13 protein-coding genes are annotated in these 15,904 nt (G+C 72.1%); 8 read left to right on the top strand and 5 right to left on the bottom strand.

The window, feature by feature from the left end; all coding sequences use genetic code 11:
- Positions 1 to 3: 3 nt before the first annotated feature.
- Both ACZ6ZP_RS04010 and ACZ6ZP_RS04005 read right to left on the bottom strand, forming a co-directional pair.
- On the bottom strand, positions 4 to 1,272 hold the full coding sequence (locus ACZ6ZP_RS04010; protein WP_469405447.1) for a cytochrome P450: 1,269 nt from the start codon (positions 1,270 to 1,272) through the stop codon (positions 4 to 6).
- Between the two features lie 49 nt (positions 1,273 to 1,321).
- Positions 1,322 to 2,650 carry a glutamine synthetase family protein gene (locus ACZ6ZP_RS04005; protein WP_469405795.1) on the bottom strand — a complete coding sequence of 443 codons (1,329 nt, stop codon included), beginning with the start codon at positions 2,648 to 2,650 and terminating at the stop codon, positions 1,322 to 1,324.
- 558 nt (positions 2,651 to 3,208) lie between these two features.
- Here ACZ6ZP_RS04005 and ACZ6ZP_RS04000 point away from each other — a divergent pair.
- Positions 3,209 to 4,006, top strand: a complete 798-nt coding sequence (locus ACZ6ZP_RS04000) for an acetoacetate decarboxylase family protein (RefSeq protein ID WP_351160274.1) — start codon at positions 3,209 to 3,211, stop codon at positions 4,004 to 4,006.
- 96 nt (positions 4,007 to 4,102) lie between these two features.
- Positions 4,103 to 4,675, top strand: a complete 573-nt coding sequence (locus ACZ6ZP_RS03995) for a MarR family winged helix-turn-helix transcriptional regulator (protein ID WP_351160272.1) — start codon at positions 4,103 to 4,105, stop codon at positions 4,673 to 4,675.
- Between the two features lie 40 nt (positions 4,676 to 4,715).
- Here the strand turns inward: ACZ6ZP_RS03995 and ACZ6ZP_RS03990 are convergent, their stop codons facing one another.
- Entirely contained in the window at positions 4,716 to 5,513 is a 798-nt protein-coding gene (locus ACZ6ZP_RS03990; protein ID WP_469405445.1) for a gamma-glutamyl-gamma-aminobutyrate hydrolase family protein, read from the bottom strand.
- Between the two features lie 226 nt (positions 5,514 to 5,739).
- Between ACZ6ZP_RS03990 and ACZ6ZP_RS03985 the strand changes: the two genes are divergently transcribed.
- From ACZ6ZP_RS03985 to ACZ6ZP_RS03965, 5 genes are read left to right on the top strand one after another with little or no spacing between them, the layout of a single operon-like run.
- Positions 5,740 to 7,266 (top strand): aldehyde dehydrogenase, encoded by a 1,527-nt coding sequence (locus ACZ6ZP_RS03985; protein WP_383818782.1) that lies wholly within the window; start codon positions 5,740 to 5,742, stop codon positions 7,264 to 7,266.
- Positions 7,259 to 8,176, top strand: coding sequence for a 3,4-dihydroxyphenylacetate 2,3-dioxygenase (locus ACZ6ZP_RS03980; protein ID WP_383818780.1), 918 nt, complete (start codon positions 7,259 to 7,261; stop codon positions 8,174 to 8,176). Before ACZ6ZP_RS03985 ends, ACZ6ZP_RS03980 begins: the two co-directional genes overlap by 8 nt.
- The gene (locus ACZ6ZP_RS03975; RefSeq protein ID WP_383818779.1) at positions 8,173 to 9,027 is read left to right on the top strand and encodes a fumarylacetoacetate hydrolase family protein; all 855 of its coding nucleotides are present in this window, start codon (positions 8,173 to 8,175) and stop codon (positions 9,025 to 9,027) included. The genes ACZ6ZP_RS03980 and ACZ6ZP_RS03975 overlap by 4 nt, the downstream gene beginning before the upstream one ends.
- Positions 9,028 to 9,053: 26 nt before the next feature.
- Positions 9,054 to 9,245 carry a ferredoxin gene (locus ACZ6ZP_RS03970; protein WP_351160262.1) on the top strand — a complete coding sequence of 64 codons (192 nt, stop codon included), beginning with the start codon at positions 9,054 to 9,056 and terminating at the stop codon, positions 9,243 to 9,245.
- A 6-nt stretch (positions 9,246 to 9,251) separates the two neighbouring features.
- Entirely contained in the window at positions 9,252 to 10,475 is a 1,224-nt protein-coding gene (locus ACZ6ZP_RS03965) for an NAD(P)/FAD-dependent oxidoreductase (RefSeq protein ID WP_469405443.1), read from the top strand.
- A gap of 176 nt (positions 10,476 to 10,651) precedes the next feature.
- Here the strand turns inward: ACZ6ZP_RS03965 and ACZ6ZP_RS03960 are convergent, their stop codons facing one another.
- Positions 10,652 to 12,664 carry an amylo-alpha-1,6-glucosidase gene (locus tag ACZ6ZP_RS03960; protein WP_469405442.1) on the bottom strand — a complete coding sequence of 671 codons (2,013 nt, stop codon included), beginning with the start codon at positions 12,662 to 12,664 and terminating at the stop codon, positions 10,652 to 10,654.
- Entirely contained in the window at positions 12,657 to 14,111 is a 1,455-nt protein-coding gene (locus ACZ6ZP_RS03955; protein WP_366462069.1) for an MGH1-like glycoside hydrolase domain-containing protein, read from the bottom strand. The genes ACZ6ZP_RS03960 and ACZ6ZP_RS03955 overlap by 8 nt, the downstream gene beginning before the upstream one ends.
- A gap of 137 nt (positions 14,112 to 14,248) precedes the next feature.
- On the opposite strand from ACZ6ZP_RS03955, the gene ACZ6ZP_RS03950 reads away from it, so the two are divergent.
- Positions 14,249 to 15,514, top strand: a complete 1,266-nt coding sequence (locus tag ACZ6ZP_RS03950) for an ROK family protein (protein WP_361462501.1) — start codon at positions 14,249 to 14,251, stop codon at positions 15,512 to 15,514.
- Positions 15,515 to 15,904 lie beyond the last annotated feature (390 nt).

The raw sequence follows: 15,904 nt of genomic DNA, 5'->3' as shown, positions 1-15,904 counted from the left end.
CCCTCACCGCAGCGCCACCGTGACGGGCAGCTCCTTGATCCCGTTCACGAAGTTGGACCGCACCCGCCGTACCTCACCGGCCACCCGGATGTCCGCGAGCCGCGGCAACAGCTCCTCGAACATGATCCGCATCTCCAGGCGGGCGAGGGAGTTGCCCAGACAGAAGTGCGGGCTGCCCTTGCCGAAGGTGACGTGGTCGATGTTCTCGCGCGTCACGTCGAAGCGGTACGGGTCGGGGAAGGCATCGGCGTCACGATTCCCCGAGGCGAACCACAGCACCACCTTGTCGCCCTCCCGGATCAGCTTGCCGCCCAACTCCACGTCACGCGTGGCCGTCCGCCGGAAGTGATAGACGGGCGAGGCCCAGCGCAGACACTCCTCGACGCCACCCGGAATGAGCGAGGGATCGGCGACCAGTTTCGCGCGCTCGTCCGGGTGCTCGATCAACGCGAGCATGGAGTGCGAAATGGCGTGCCGGGTGGTCTCGTTGCCCGCGACCACGAGCAGCAGGAAGTAGTTGTCGAAGTCGCTCTCGGAGAGCGGGACACCGTCCTTGGGCGAGTTGTTGACCAACGTACTCACGAGATCACTGCCGCCCCCGCCACGCCGCACGGCGGCCAACTTCCGTCCATACGCGAAGACTTCGGGCGCGGCAGGGGAGCGGAACGGCAGATCGCGGTACTGCTCGCTCTCCGCGCTCTCCAGGAGAACATCGGCGTAGTCGGGATCGGTGTTGCCGATGATGCGGTTGCCCCAGTCGATGAGCTGCTGGGTGTCCTCCTCGGGAACGTCGAGCATCCGGGCCAGCACGTTGATGGGAAAGTCCGCGGAGACTTCCCTCACGAAGTCGAACGTCCCTCTGGGCAGGGCCGCGTCGAGCGTGCGGGCGGTAAGGCCGCGCAGGAACGTCTCGTACGTCGCGACGGCGCGCGGAGTGAACTGCTTCTGCAGGATCAGCCGCATCGCGCGATGGCGCATGCCGTCCGTCTCCAACAGGGAACGCCGCAGGGCGATTTGATCCTCGTCGACTTCCTCGAGATTTGTGAACCGCATCGAGGTGAAGGTCTCCGGGTCGCGGTCCACGCGCACGATGTCCGCGTGCCGGGTGACCGCCCAGAAGCCGGAGTTGGGCGCTGGCTCGGGCTGCCAGTGGACGGGGTCCTCCCGGCGCAGCACGTCGAACATCCGCCAGGGCAGCGTGCCGTCGGTGAACTTGTCGTTGTCGGCGAGGTCGACGTCGGACAGGGCCAGGGGCTCCGTGACCGTGCTCATGGGACGTACTCCTTCGGATCTCAGGTCGGGCGCGGGATCAGGCGCGGGGTCAGAGGAGGAAGGCGTACTCCGTGAACTCCCATTCGGTGACGTGGTGGTGGAAGCGCTCGATCTCGTTGCGCTTGTACGTGAGGAAGGCGTCGGTGAACTCCGCGCCCAGGAGTCCGGTCAGCGCCTCGTCGGCCTCCAGGGCGTCGAGCGCGGCGCCGAGCGTGCCGGGGAGGAGGGGCGCGGAGTCCTCCTGGTAGCCGTAGCCCTCCAGCGGGGCCGGCGGCTCGGCCTTGTCGCGGATGCCGAGAAGCAGCGCGGCGACGGTCCCGGCGACGACGAGATAGGGATTGGCGGAGGCGTCACCGAGCCGCAGCTCGATCCTGGTCCCGTCCCCCCGCTCGGGCGGTATGCGGAGCATGGCGCTGCGGTTGTCGAGACCCCAGTCGATCAGCCAGGGGGCGAGGGTGTCGGGGCCGAAGCGTTTGTACGAGTTGATGGTCGGGTTGAGCAGGGCGCTGAGCGCGGGAGCGTGCCGCAGGAGCCCGGCGACGGCGTGCCGCGCGGTCGCGGAGAGCCCGTCGGGAGCTTCTTCGTCCTCGAACACATTGCGTCCGCAGCCGTCGGCCAACGAGAGATGCAGATGGAATCCGGAACCGCCGAGCCCGTTGAACGGCTTGGCCATGAAGGTCGCGAGCCGCCCCTCGCGGCGGGCCGTCTCCTTGACGGCGGCCTTGAAACGGAAGGCGCGATCGGCGGCGTCCAGGGCGTCGGAGTGGCCGAGATTGATCTCGAACTGCCCGCCGTCGAACTCGTGATTGCCCGCGATGACGCCGATGCCGAGCCCGTCCAGGGAGCGCAGGGTGCGCAGCAGGTGACCGTCCGGGTCACCGCGCCGGCCCGCGCTGTACACGTTCCCGGTGGCGCCGCCGTAGACGGACCACCCGGAGGGGGCGGCGGGGTCGGCCTCGCACAGGAAGTACTCCAGCTCGGGCCCGACGACAGGGGTGACGGCGCTGTCGGCGTACTCCTCGGCGCGCTCAAGTACGCGCCGCAGCAGGGCGCGTGGCGATTCGGCGGCGGGTTCGCCGGTGGCGGGATCGAAGGTGTCCCCGAGGCACCAGGCGACGCCGGGCTCCCAGGGCAGGGCCTGGAGGGTGGCGAGATCGGGCCGTACGCAGATGTCGGGAAGCCCGGCGTCGAGCCCGCCCGCGACGGGGACGACGTCGCCCCGGGGGCTGGTGTGATAGACGGCGCGGCAGAAGGAGAGCCCGTGGGCGCAGGCGCTCGCCAGATGTCCGACGAGGATGTCCCGACCGCGGTCGACGCCGATGAGGTCGGGATAGATGACGCGGACGACGTCGGTTCCTTGTCCGCGCAGCGATTCGATGGTCTCTGCGACGTGGGGGGGATTCCGGGGGGCTTTCTGGGGGGCTTTGTTCCTCGGGGTTGCGCTCGCTTCGGTCACCCGTGGTCCAGCCTTTCTGCGGGGCGGAGCGGGGCTATCGTTTGAGACCAAACGATAGGAACGTCCTTGGGGGTGCGCAAGCCCCTCCGGGGGGGATTGCGGGGTGACTGGCTTGGCGCCGCGGGGTGTTGGGCCACGCAAGGACCCCTCCCACCCACCCGCCCGTTCACCCCGCATCCACCCCTGGGCGAACGAGCCTTTCCCACCCACCCGCCCGCAACTCCGCATCCACCCCTGGGCGAACGAGCCTTTCCCACCCGCCCGCCCGCAACTCCGCATCCACCCCTGGGCGAACGAGCCTCTCCCGCCCCCCCCGTAACAGCGCTCAGGCGTCGAAGCGGCCCCGCGGTGATGGCGAGGGCGGGCATATCGGCTCGGTCCCGACCGGCGGCCGAGGGGCGCCGTAGCGCTTCCGGTGGTGGAGGCATACCGTACGGGTCCAAACGAAAGTGCTGCCAGCATCCACGAAGGAGCCCGCCGATGGCCGTCGCCGGAGTGCACGGATTCTTTCCGCCCAAGACCGCGACGGGCCGCTCCTCCCTCATCCCGGCCCCGCCCTGGCACTACTCGGGCGACCTGCTCACCATCGAGTACCGCACCAACCCGTCCCGAGTACGCGAACTGCTGCCGGCTCCCCTCGACCTGGCCGCCGACGACCCCGGCGCGGTAGCCCTCATCTGGGCCGACTGGCAGTCCTGCGGGGACTCCAGGGCCGAACTGCTCGACCCCGTCCGGGCCCAGTACAAGGAGTGCTTCGCCGTCGTGCGCTGCGCCCACCGCGGCCGTACCTACTCCCGCTGCGTCTACATCTGGGTCGACAAGGACTTCGCCGTCGCCCGCGGAATCCACCAGGGCTACCCGAAGAAGCTCGGCTCGATCCACCTCACCCGCCCCCACCCCTTCGGCCCCGCCCCCCGCATCGAGGCGGGCGCCGCCTTCGGCGCCACCCTCGCCGCCGCCGACCGCCGCCTCGCCCAGGCCGTGGTGACCCTGCGCGAACCCTCCGAGACGAACGGCTTCGTCAACGCGCACCCCATGGCCCACCACCGCCAACTCCCCGCCGTGGACGGAAAGGGGCTGGCCCTGGACGAACTCATCGCGTCCGGTGCCGCCTCCTTCGAGGGTGGCCAGGCCTGGTCGGGCGAGGCCGAGCTCGACCTCTTCGACGCGCCCACCGAGGAGTTGTCCGCGCTGACGATCGAGGAGCCGATCGGCGCGTACTACCGCCAGGTGGGCGTGACGTGGAACGGCGGGACGCTGCTGGAGCGGGGCCTGTAGCAGGAGGCCGCGTTATCGTTCGAGCCCGTATGGAATGTGAGTGGCGCTGGTGATACGTCGCCACCACTGGCACCACAAGAACGAGGAGACACGGACGTGACGGGCTACCGCTCCATCCGCGAGACCGAGAAGGCGGTCCGGGCCAAGCTCGGCGGCACCCCCGTCGCGTACGAGCAGATGGCCGCCGTCTCCAACATCTACCGCGCGGCGTCGGCCGTCCGGCAGCACTTCGAGAACTCGGTGCTGCGCGGGGCCGAACTGACGTGGACGTCGTTCGTGGTCCTCTACGTGGTCTGGATCTGGGGCGAGATGGAGACGCGGTACGTCGCCGAGGAGGCCGGGATCTCCAAGGGCACGCTGACCGGGGTCGCCCGGACCCTGGCGGGGCGGGGCCTGCTGGAGCGGCGGGGCCACCCCGGCGACGGGCGGCTGGCGCTGCTGCGGCTGACGGGGGAGGGGGAGCGGCTGATGGAGAAGGTGTTCCCCCAGTTCAACGCCGAGGAGGCGTTTGTCGCCGACGGTCTCACGGACGAGGAGTGCAGGGTCCTCGCGGACCTGCTGCGGAAGATCGTGGTGCAGACGGAGGAGAAGGGGGAGGAGCGGCGGCTGGAGCTCCTGGACGGCGCGGACCCGGCTCCTCGCCGGAGCGGGCGGCGGGCCAAGGGGTAGAACCGGCCGCCCCGAAGCCCCGAAGCCTTGCGCACCGTCATCACCGGCTCCGCCGAGTTCGTCCACAAACGCCGGACGGGCTGAAATCCTTCAGCCCCGCCGCCTGGACCAGCGCCCCGAACAACCCCTGCTGAGCCGCGTCCGACGCCGCCGTGTCCTCCGGGTGCCACTGGATCGCCGCGAACCACCCCTGCCCACCCAGCAGTTCGAGCGCCTCCACCGTCCCGTCCGCCGCCCACCCCGTGGCGACAAGACCCCGCCCGAGCCGCTCCACGCACTGGTGGTGGAAGCAGGAGGCGGACACCGTCTCCGCGCCCAGCGCACGGGCCACGGTCGAACCGGCCGCCACCCGCACCGGATGCAGCACATGCCGATGCGCCCCCGCTACCCCCTCCGCCCCCGCCATCCCCTCCGCCCCACCCATGTCCTGCCGCAGCGAGCCGCCCAGCGCGACATTCACCACCTGCAGCCCTCGGCACACCGCAAGCACCGGCAGGCCGCAGGTCAGCGCGCGCCGTGCGAGGGCGAAGTCGAACGCGTCCTGGGCGTCGTCCACGTCGTACACAGCACCGTGCGCCTCCGAGGGGGAGCCGCCCGCGTACCGCCAGGGCGCCACGTCCCCGCCCCCGGGCAGCAGCAGCCCCTCACACCGCGCGAGCCGCGCCGCCGCCTCCCCGGGCGGGCCCGGCAGCATCATGAACGGCTCGCCGCCCGCACGGAACACCGCCTCCGCCAACGCGCGGGCCGTCACCACCGCCTCGTACCGAAGAGCGGAGGTCGACGCCGCGTACCGCTGCGGCAGGGCGATCAGCGGGCGGCGCCTCAGAGCTGGTTCCACGCTTCGGCCCGGCGTATCCAGTCCTGATGGCTGCCGCTGGCCAGTGCGTCGTCCGGCATGGATGCCTCCTGGGTGCCGTGGGGCACGTACAACGGCGTCTGCGTCTGCGCCCGTGTCTCTCGTTTGAGCTCAAACGGTAGCCGAACGGGGCGGTCCGATCGAGGGGTTGACCGCCTCGCCCCGCCGCTCCTAATGTTGTTTGGGTTCAAACGAACTGGAGGACGTCATGGCTTCCCCCGACCCCGCGCCCCCGCCGCACACGGCCGCCGTCGCCGGTGTCCCCGTCGACATCCGGCACTGGATCGGCGGCAAGCGCGTCACCTCCGCGACCGCCGCTGCCTCCTCAGGCGCCTCCGCCACCTTCACCGACCACTCGCCGCTCGACGGCGCCCCGCTCGCCGAGATCGCCCGCGGTGGCCCCGCGGAGGCGCGGGCGGCCGTGGTCGCGGCCCGTGAGGCCTTTCCCGGCTGGGCCGCCACCCCGCCCGCCGAGCGCGCCCGGCTCCTGCGCGCCGTCGCCGACGGGGTCGAGGCCCGCATCGAGGACCTCGCCGCGGTCGAGACCGCCGACAACGGCGCACTTTTGCGCTCCCACCGCCGTGGCGTCATGCCCCGCGTCGCCCACAACCTCCGCTACTTCGCCGACCGCCTTCTCGCCCTCGCCCACGACGACTTCGAGACCAGGGGCCACACGAACCACGTGAGCTGGGACCCGGCGGGTCCGGCCGTCCTCATCACGCCGTGGAACGCCCCGCTGATGCTGGCCAGTTGGAAGATCGCCCCCGCGCTGGCCGCCGGGAACACCGTCGTCCTCAAGCCCGCCGAGTGGACCCCGCTGACCGCCTCGCTGTTCGCGGACATCGCGCACCAGGCGGGGCTTCCGGCCGGGGTCCTCAACGTGGTGCAGGGGTACGGCGCCGAGGTGGGCGAGCCCCTTGTCGCCGACCCCGACGTGCGCCGGATCAGCTTCACCGGGTCCGTACCCACCGCACGGCGGATCGCCGCGGCGGCGGCCGAGCACCTCGTGCCGTGCAGCTTCGAGCTGGGCGGCAAGTCGCCGCTGCTCGTCTTCGCCGACGCCGATCCGGAGCTCGCGGCCGGCCTCGCCGTCGAGCAGTTCGACAACGCGGGGCAGGTCTGCCTGGCCGCCACCCGCATCCTGGTCGAGGAATCCGCGCGCGACACCTTCCTCGGTCACTTTCTTGACCGGGTAACGAAGTTGACCCAGGGAGATCCGCGCGACGAGGCCACCGACGTCGGGCCCACCATCCACCCCCGGCACGTCGAACGCGTCGACGGATTCGTGCGCCGCGCTCTCGAAGCGGGCGCCAAGGCGGCCACCGGCGGCGGCCGCAACGAGCGGCTCGGCGGCAACTACTACCTCCCCACCCTCCTCACCGACGTCGCCCAGGACTCCGAGATCGTGCAGGAAGAGGTCTTCGGGCCCGTCCTCACCCTCCAGACCTTCCCGGACGGCGACGAGGACGAGGCCGTACGCCTCGCCAACGACACCCGCTTCGGCCTCGCCGCGACCCTCGCCACCGGCGACCGCGAGCGCGCCGACCGGGTCGGCGCGCGGCTCGTCGCCGGCACGGTCTGGGTCAACTGCTTCTTCGTACGCGACCTCTCCGCGCCCTTCGGCGGCTCCCGCGCCTCGGGGATCGGGCGCGAGGGCGGCGACTGGTCCTTCGACTTCTACTGCGACCTGAAGAACACCGTGACCGCGCCGAAGGGATGGGCCCGCCATGGGTGAGATCGTCGGGGCGGGGCTCCTCGCCCACGTGCCCACCATCGTGCTGCCCGAAGAGACCCGCAAAGAGCTCAACGAAGGCCGCGAGATCAGCCTCGTCCCCGGCCTGCGGCGACTGCGCGAGGAAGTCTTCGAGACCCTCGACCACGACACCGTCGTCGTCCTCGACTCGCACTGGGCCACCACGGTCGAGTTCGTCGTCTCCGCGCAGGCGCGCCGTGCCGGGCTCTTCACCTCGGAGGAGTTGCCGCGCGGCATGTGCAGGATGCCGTACGACTATCCCGGCGACCCCGAACTCGCCGCGTCCGTCGCGGAGTTCGCCGACCGGCACGGCACGTGGATCACTCCGATCGACGACCCGTGCCTGCCGGTCCACTACGCCACGATCAACCTCTGGAAATACCTGGGCGAAGGCCTCCCGGACAAGAAGTGGCTCTCGATCGGGGTCTGCCAGACCGGCGACACCGAGGACCACCTGCGGCTCGGCCGCGCGCTCGCCGACGGGATCGCCGCACTGCCCGACCGCAAGGTCGTCCTCGTCGCCTCCGGCGCGCTCTCGCACACCTTCTGGCCGCTGCGGGAGCTGCGCGCCCACGAGTCGAGCGCCCCGTCCCACATCCGTACGCCCGAGGCGCGGGCCGCGGACGAGCAGTGCGTCGAGCGGCTCGAACGCGGCGACCACGCCGAAGTCCTGCGCACGATGCCGGAGTTCCTCGCCCACAAGCCCGAGGCGCGCTTTGGCCACTACCTCATGATGATCGGTGCTCTCGGAGAAGAGCGGTGCTCCGCTCCGGGGCGCGCCTTCAGCGACTACGAGAACTCGATCGGCACCGGCCAGATGCATCTGTGGTTCGACCGCCCCGCCGGGGGCTGGTCCGTCACCGCCGCCGAGAGTGAGGCCTCCCTCGTATGACGACCACGGTCGAGTACCGCCGCGTCCTCCTCGAAGGCGCCGCAGTCCAGGTCGTGCGGGAGGGGGAGGAGCTGGTCGCCGCCGACGGCCGCCGGGTCAAGGCCGCACAGGCGCACCACCTGCCACCCGTACGCCCCACCAAGGTCATCGCCGTCCACCTCAACCACCGCAGCAGGGTGCGGGAGTTCGGTGTCGGCCTGCCGCCCGCGCCCACCTACTTCCACAAGCCGGTCTCGGCCCTGAACGCGCACGGCGGCGCGGTCGTCCGCCCAGAGGGCTGCAAGTACCTCAACTACGAGGGCGAGATCGGCATCGTCATCGGCCGGACCTGCCGCAACATCGCTCCCGCCGACGCGGGCGCGTACATCGCGGGCTACACCGTCGCCAACGACTACGGCCTGCACGACTTCCGCGACACCGACGCCGGTTCGATGCTGCGGGTCAAGGGCTCCGACACGCTCTGCCCGCTGGGCCCCGGCCTCGTCACCGGATGGGACTTCCACGGCAAACACCTGCGGACGTACGTCAACGGGAAGCTGGTGCAGGACGGTTCGACGGACGAGATGGAGTGGGACATGCCCTACCTCGTCGCCGACATCGCCCGCACGATCACGCTGGAGCCGGGCGACGTGCTCCTGTCCGGCACCCCCGCGGGCTCCCGGCCCGTCCGGCCGGGAGACGTCGTCGAGGTCGAGGCCGAGGGCCTGGGCCGCCTCACGAACCACATCGTCACCGGCCCGACGGCCGTCCGCTCCGACGTCGGAGCCCAGCCCACGGAGTCCGAGGAGGTCGTCTCGACGGCTCTCGGGGGCGACTGGGAGTTCCGCGGAGTACGAGCGCCGCGCAGGTAATGGGTCCTATATCCCCGGGAGTTCACATGCTCAAGGTCACCGTCGACCTGGACGTCTGCCAGGACCACGGGCAGTGCGTCTTCGCCGCGCCGGACGTCTTCACGCTCGGCGAGGACGGCCACCTCGCGTACGTCGAATCGCCCGACGAGGCCCTGCGCGCCGACGCGGAGGACGCCGCCGACGTCTGTCCGCTGCAGGCCATCCGGGTCGAGGGCTGACCTGCCGTGGCCTCGGCGGGAATCGCCGTCGTAGGGGCGTCGCTCGGCGGTCTGCGGGCGGCGGAACAGCTGCGGGCGGCGGGTTGGGAAGGCCCTATCACGCTGTACGGGGACGAGCCCCATCTCCCCTACAACCGACCGCCGTTGTCCAAGGAGGTACTGGCGGGCGAGGCACCCCCCGCCGCCACGGCACTGCGGCACCGTCCGAGTGTCGACGACGTCGCATGGCGGCTGGGCACGGCGGTCGCGTCCGCCGACCTGACCGCCCGCACGCTCACGCTGGCCGATGGTTCGGTCCATGCGTACGAGGGCCTGGTGGCCGCTACAGGGGTGCGGCCACGGAGGCTTCCCCTGGCGGCCGGGGGCCCGCCGAGGCATGTCGTACGGACACTGGAGGACGCGGCTGCGCTGGGCGCTGAACTGGCCGAGGGTGTACAGGTGTTGGTGATCGGCGCGGGCTTCATCGGCTGCGAGGTGGCGGCGACGGCGCGCAAGGCGGGCTGCGAGGTGACGGTGGTCGCGCCGGAGGCCGAGCCGATGATGCTGGCGGTGGGGGAGGAGCCGGGGAGGGTGCTGCGGGGGCGGCACGAGGGGCGGGGGGTGCGGTTCCGGATGGGGCGGCTGGTGTCCGAATTAGGCGATGGATGCGCGGTGTTGGATGACGGGGCGGAAGTCGCGGCGGACGTACTGGTGGAAGCCGTCGGTTCGGTCCCCAACACGGAATGGCTGGCGGCCACCGAAGGCCTCGACCTCACGGACGGCATCCTCTGCGACGCGCATCTGCGCATCGGGGGGCTTGCGCACGCGGTGGCCGTGGGGGACGTGGCGCGCTTCCCGAACCCCCGCTACGGGCCGGTCGCGCGGCGGGTCGAGCACTGGTCGATGCCGGCGGACTGCGCGAAGCACGGGGCGCGGATGCTGGTGGCGGGGCTGGGGGGCGCGCCACCGCTGCCGCCGCCGCCCGGCTTGGCGCCGTTCGCGCCGCTGCCGTCCTTCTGGAGCGATCAGTTCGATGTGCGGGTGCAGTCGTTCGGGCTGCCGGGGGTGGGGGAGGAGGTCCGGCTTCTGGAGGGTGAGCCGGGTTCTGGGAGCGGGGATGTGATGTACGGGTACTACGTGGGGGAGCGGATGGTGGGGGTCGTGGCGCTGGGTGGGGCGAAGGCGGTGGCGCTGGCGGGGCGTTGTCGGGCGGAGCTGATGGCATCGCCGGAGGGGGCGGGGCTGGCGTAGGGGCGGGCCCTGCGGGGCTTTCCCCCATCCCGCCCCTTCCCGAAACCATGGGGCTCCGCCCCCTGGACCCCCGACAAGATGTCCTCAAACGCCGGACGGGCTGGATATAGCCCGTCCGGCGTTTGAGGACGAACTCGGCGGAGCCGGTGATGACGGAGACCAAGGCCTCGGCTCAGCTACCCGCCCACCGCACTCAGCAGCGCCAACGGCGCCGCCGCCGAGCGCGATTCGCGTACGCACGCGTGCGGATAGGGCACCGGCCCCGGATATGACTCCCGCCCATACCCCGCGAGCACCTCCGGCAAGCGATCACCACCCCGCGACGCCGCCCCCACAAGACCTCGCGCCACCGCCCTCGCCTCGTCGTGCAGCCCATAGCGTGCGAGCCCCAGCGTGATCAGGGCGTTGTCGTGCGGCCACACCGAACCCCGGTGGTAGGAGAGCGGGTGGTAGGCCCCCTGGCCCGCGGCCAGGGTTCGTACTCCCCAGCCCGAGAAGAAGTCCGGCTCCAGCAGGCGGCGGCCCACCGCCTCCCCGTACTCCTTGTCCAGGAGTCCGGACCACAGCAGGTGGCCCGCGTCCGAGGCGAGCGCGTCCACCTGGCGCCCCTCGCCGTCCAGGGCCAGCGCAGGAAAGCCCTGCCCCGGCATCCAGAAGTCCCGCTGGAAGCGGTCCCGCAGGTCGGCCGCCGCCTGCGTGAGCAGGTCCGCGTACACCGCGTCGCCCCACACCGTGCGCGCCAGCCACGCCGTGCGGCCGAGCGCGTCGTACGCGTATCCCTGCGCACCCGCCGCCATCACGGGCCCCGAGGCCCTGCTGCCGTCGGCGGAGCAGATCGCGCCGGGGGAGTCCTTCCAGTTCTGGTTGGCGAGGCCGCCCTCGTCCGCGCGGTAGACGAGGTAGCCGCGCGAGGTCAGGCCGCCGTGGTCGAGGATCCAGCCGACGGCGGCCCGCGCGTGCGGCTCCAGGCGGCGGGCCAGGGCCGTGTCGCCGGTCTGCTCCGTGTACGCGCCGAGCAGGACCAGGAACAGCGGGGTGGCGTCCACCGAGCCGTAGTAGCGCCCGTACGGCACCTGCCCGAAGTGCGCCAGCTCGCCGTACCGCACCTCGTGCACGATCTTGCCGGGCTGGGCGACCGTCCCCTCGGTGGCCTCCGTCGCCTGTGCGGCGGCGAGCGCGGGGAGGGTGGCCGCGGCCAGGCGCGGCAGGTAAGGCAGGGCGAAGAGCGAGGTCATGAGGGCGTCGCGGCCCAGGAGCGTCAGGAACCAGGGGACCCCCGCCGCCGGGACGCTCAGCGCCTCGCCGTCCGGTCCGCTCGCGGGCACCTGGAGTACGGCGAGGTCCGCGAGGCCCCGCCGACACGCGGCCGCCAGCTCGGGCCAGCCGCCGGGGATCTCGATGCCCGACGCGAACTCGGCCTCCAGGGAGGTGAGTTGCTCGGCTGCCTCCGGCGGTCCCGCTGGAGCCTGCGGCCGAGGGGCCCCGTGCGGGTACGCCGTGACACGCAGTGCCACCTCGGCCGTGGCGTGCGCGTCCAGGTCGAGCGTCCAGACGAGCCGCCGCGCGCCCGTCCCCGTCTCCTCGACCGCGTCCGGGGCGGGGTCCGCCGTCACGGACGTACGGGAGCACCACTCACGGCGCCGGTACGCGAACTCGATGCCCTGGATCGGGTCGCCCTCGCCCTCACTCCCTCCGCCGGCGCCTCCGCCCCCGCCTCCGCCCTCGCGTCCGCCGATGACCTTGCGCGACCTGACGGCGCCCGTCTTGGCGTACGTACGGTGGTCGGAGCGCAGCTCGAACTGGTCGGTGAAGTCGGCGTCCACGGTCAGCGCGAGCCGGACCGTCGTCGGTACCGGGCGATTGCACGTGACGCGCAGCGACTCGACGAACGCGCCGTCCGTCACCGCCTGTTCGCGGAAGAGCGTGCAGGACGCGGGTTCCTGCCTGCCGCCGCGCGGGACGAGGACGCACCGTGCGACGCCCGTGTCCGCGTCGGCGTCCGACACCGGCGCGAGGATCTCCGGGACGGCCCCGTCGACCGTCAGCTGCCAGCGGCTCAGATGCCGGGCGTCGCGCACGAACAGACCGTCCGGAGTCGTGCCGCCGCCCCGCACCCCGCTGATGTCGCCGCCCGAGCCGAGCACCGCGAACGTAGCGCCCCGCACCAGTGGTTGACGCCGATCAGTCATCCCTGAACCCCTCCCTCACCACCGTCACGGGAGGCACACCTGCGGGCCTCCCGTGCGGCTCGTCGTCACGCCCGGCGGGATCGTCGAGCAGCAGATCCAGGGCGAGCGCGGCGCTCCAGCCGAAGCCGCGCGCACCGCAGCCACGCCCTGTGCAGGGGTCCACGTACTCCGCGAACCCGGACTCCCCGGCCACATCGAGCAGCGAGCGCCGCAGGCCGTCCGCCCGCGCGCGCTCGCCGTGCAGCCGAAGTCCCCGCTCCAGCAGCCAGTTGGTGTTGAACCACGCGGGCCCGCGCCAGTACCGGCGCGGGTCGAAGGCGCTTCCCGTGAGGTCGTAGCTCGGCACGAGCCGCGCGGGGCCGCCGAGACCGAAGTGCGGTCCGCACGCGGTCCGTACGAGTGCGGCGGCGACGGGGTGCGGCAGCGCGGGCAGGATCAGCGGGACCAGGCCGCCGACTCCGCGCTCGGGCACCAGGTCCCCCGAGCGGTCGCCGGAGCGGCCCCCCGGACGGTCCGCCGAGCGCAGGTCGCGGCAGAAGAACAGGCCCTGTGCCGGGTCCCACAGGCGCTCCACGAGCGTGCGCGTGAGCGCTTGCGCACGGGATTCCCGCGCGCGGGACGCGTCGTGCAGGCCCAACTCCGCCTCGATACGGGCCAGTGCGTGCTCGGAGGCGATCAGGAGGGCGTTGAAGGAAGGGTCCTCAACGGCGAACTCGCCCGCCCCGTCGGCGTACCGACGATCGCGGTAGTCCGCTGCGAGCCGTACGTATCTGCCGTAGTCGAGGTCGGTCGGCCTGTCCTCCGCGGCGCCGTGGTCCAGGTCGGCGCGGCGGTACGCGGCCGGGTCCGCCGGGGTCACGCGGCTCAACGGGGCGTCCCAGCAAGGGCTGTTGTCCATGCCCTGCTCCCAGGGGTGGATCACCGAGGCCAGGCCCGCGCCGCCCGCGTCCCTGCGGTGCAGCAGATAGTGGTGCCAGGCGGCGAGCCGGGGACGGGCGCGGGCCAGGAACGAACGGGCCCGGGAGAGGCCGGGGTCGGAGCGGTGGACCAGCCAGACGGCGAGCGCGTGGACCGGGGGCTGCACGATGCCGGAGGTCTGCACGGCACCGGGTGCCCCGGCCGCGCGGCCGGCCGTGGTGGAGCGCCAGAAGTCGGGGCTGGGAAAGTAGGCGTCCAGGGGGACGGAAGGGTTGAACACGATGTGCGGGACGCGGCCGTCGCCCCACTGGGCGGAGAACAGCGTCTCCAGCTCCAACTGCGCCCGTAAGGGGGAGAGATGGCGCAGGCCGATCGCGATGAACGCGGAGTCCCAGGACCACTGGTGCGGATAGAGCTGCCGGGAGGGGACCGTCGACGTGCCCGTCCAGTTGGCCCACAGGACCTCGGCGGCGTGCTCGCGCAGCGACGCCGTGACGCGGCGGGCGGTCAGCTGGGCCGTACGGCCCACGTTCGTGCGGTCCACGCGGTTCTCCCCGAAGGGCTCGACACCCTGTCAGTTTGGTGTTGTCCACCCTAGAGTTACGTCTACTTAACACGCAAAACTCAATATGTAACGTGGAGTTGATGAGCGCAAGGGGAGAACGGATGTCGGAGCGAGCGGGTCACGAAGGACAGGCTGCGGGGGGACGCGCGGGCGGGCAGTACGCCGGCGCCGGGGACCTGCTCCACCTGGTGCGCAGCGGGCGGGCCACCACGCGCGGCGCCCTGCAGCAGGTCACCGGGCTCTCCCGCGCCACCGTCGGCCAGCGCCTCGACCGGCTCTTCCGCGCGGGCTGGCTGCGGGAGGGCGTGGGCGGCGTCCCCGGCAAGGCCGACAAGGCGGGCTCGCCGCTCGGCGGGCGCCCGGCCGTCCGGCTGGAGTTCGACGACGCCCACGCGGTCGTCCTCGCCGCCGACCTGGAGACCCGGCACGCGCGCACCGCCCTGCTCGGCCTCACCGGCGAGATCCTCGCCGAGCACGCGGAACCCCTGGCGATCGAGGACGGCCCCGAAGCGGTCCTGGGCGAGCTGGGCGTCCGCTTCGCCGAGCTGCTGCGCAAGACGGACCGCGCCCCCGCCTCGGTCTGCGGCATCGGGCTCGCCGTGCCGGGCCCCGTGGACAGCGAGACGGGCCGCGTCGTCCAGCCGCCGATCATGCCGGGCTGGGACGGCTACGACATAAGAGGCCGCCTGCGCCGCGCCTTCGCCGAGCAGACGGGCGGCCCCGCCGACATCCCGGTCCTCGTGGACAACGACGCGAACCTCATGGCGTACGGCGAACAGCGCGCCTCGCACCCGGAGTGCTCGGCCTTCGCCCTGGTCAAGGTCTCCACCGGCATCGGCGCGGGCGTCGTCGTCGACGGCGCGGTCTACCGGGGCATCGACGGCGGCGCGGGGGACATCGGCCACATCAGGGTGCCGGAGGGCGCCGGGGCCCTGTGCAAGTGCGGTTCCTACGGCTGCCTGGCCGCCGTGGCCAGCGGCCGCGCGGTGGCCCGCCGGCTGACGGAGGCGGGCGTCCCCGCGGCCTCGGGTGCGGATGTGCGCCGGCTCCTGGAGGCGGGGAACCCCGAGGCGGTGGGCTTCGCGCGCGAGGCGGGGCGGCACGTGGGGGAGGTCCTCGCCACCGTCGTCACGCTCCTGAACCCGGGAGTTCTCATGATCGCCGGAGATCTGGCCGGAACGCCGTTCCTCACCGGGGTGCGCGAACTGCTCTACCAGCGGGCCCTGCCCCGCTCCACCGCTCATCTGGAGGTCGTCACCTCGCGCCTCGGTGAGCGCGCGGCCCTCATCGGTGCGGGAACGCTCGTGGTGGAGCACTTGTACGCCCCCCGGCGGGCGGAGGAGCGGCTCGCCGCGCTCGGCGTGTGACGGACGCGTGTCCGTCTCGATCCGGAGTCCGGATGCTGACATCCGGCCGCCTCAAACGGCGTGATTCTCGCCACCCCTGATAGGGCTTGCGCTCAGATGAGCGCATCGAGGCCGACTGCACTTCTCCAAGGGGTGGCACTCAGTGCCACTGCTCGATCATTCATGAGGTGAACTCACATCTGAGTATGGGCCGCTCATTCGAGCGAATCACCGGGTCTACGGGGGTTGTGTCTTCAAGAGTTGAACGCATGGGTGCTCGTCCAGCTACCGCCGAGTTACTTTCGATCTACTGGCGGACGGGTGGTTACAGCCGTATGACGCACAAGTGGACGTACCCAGGCGCCTTCGATCTGGGTATGTTCCTCGCCGTCAGGGCAGCCACCGAGTCCT

The organism is Streptomyces sp. NPDC054047, from assembly GCF_055585065.1.
This window is presented reverse-complemented; position numbering and strand designations above follow the sequence as displayed.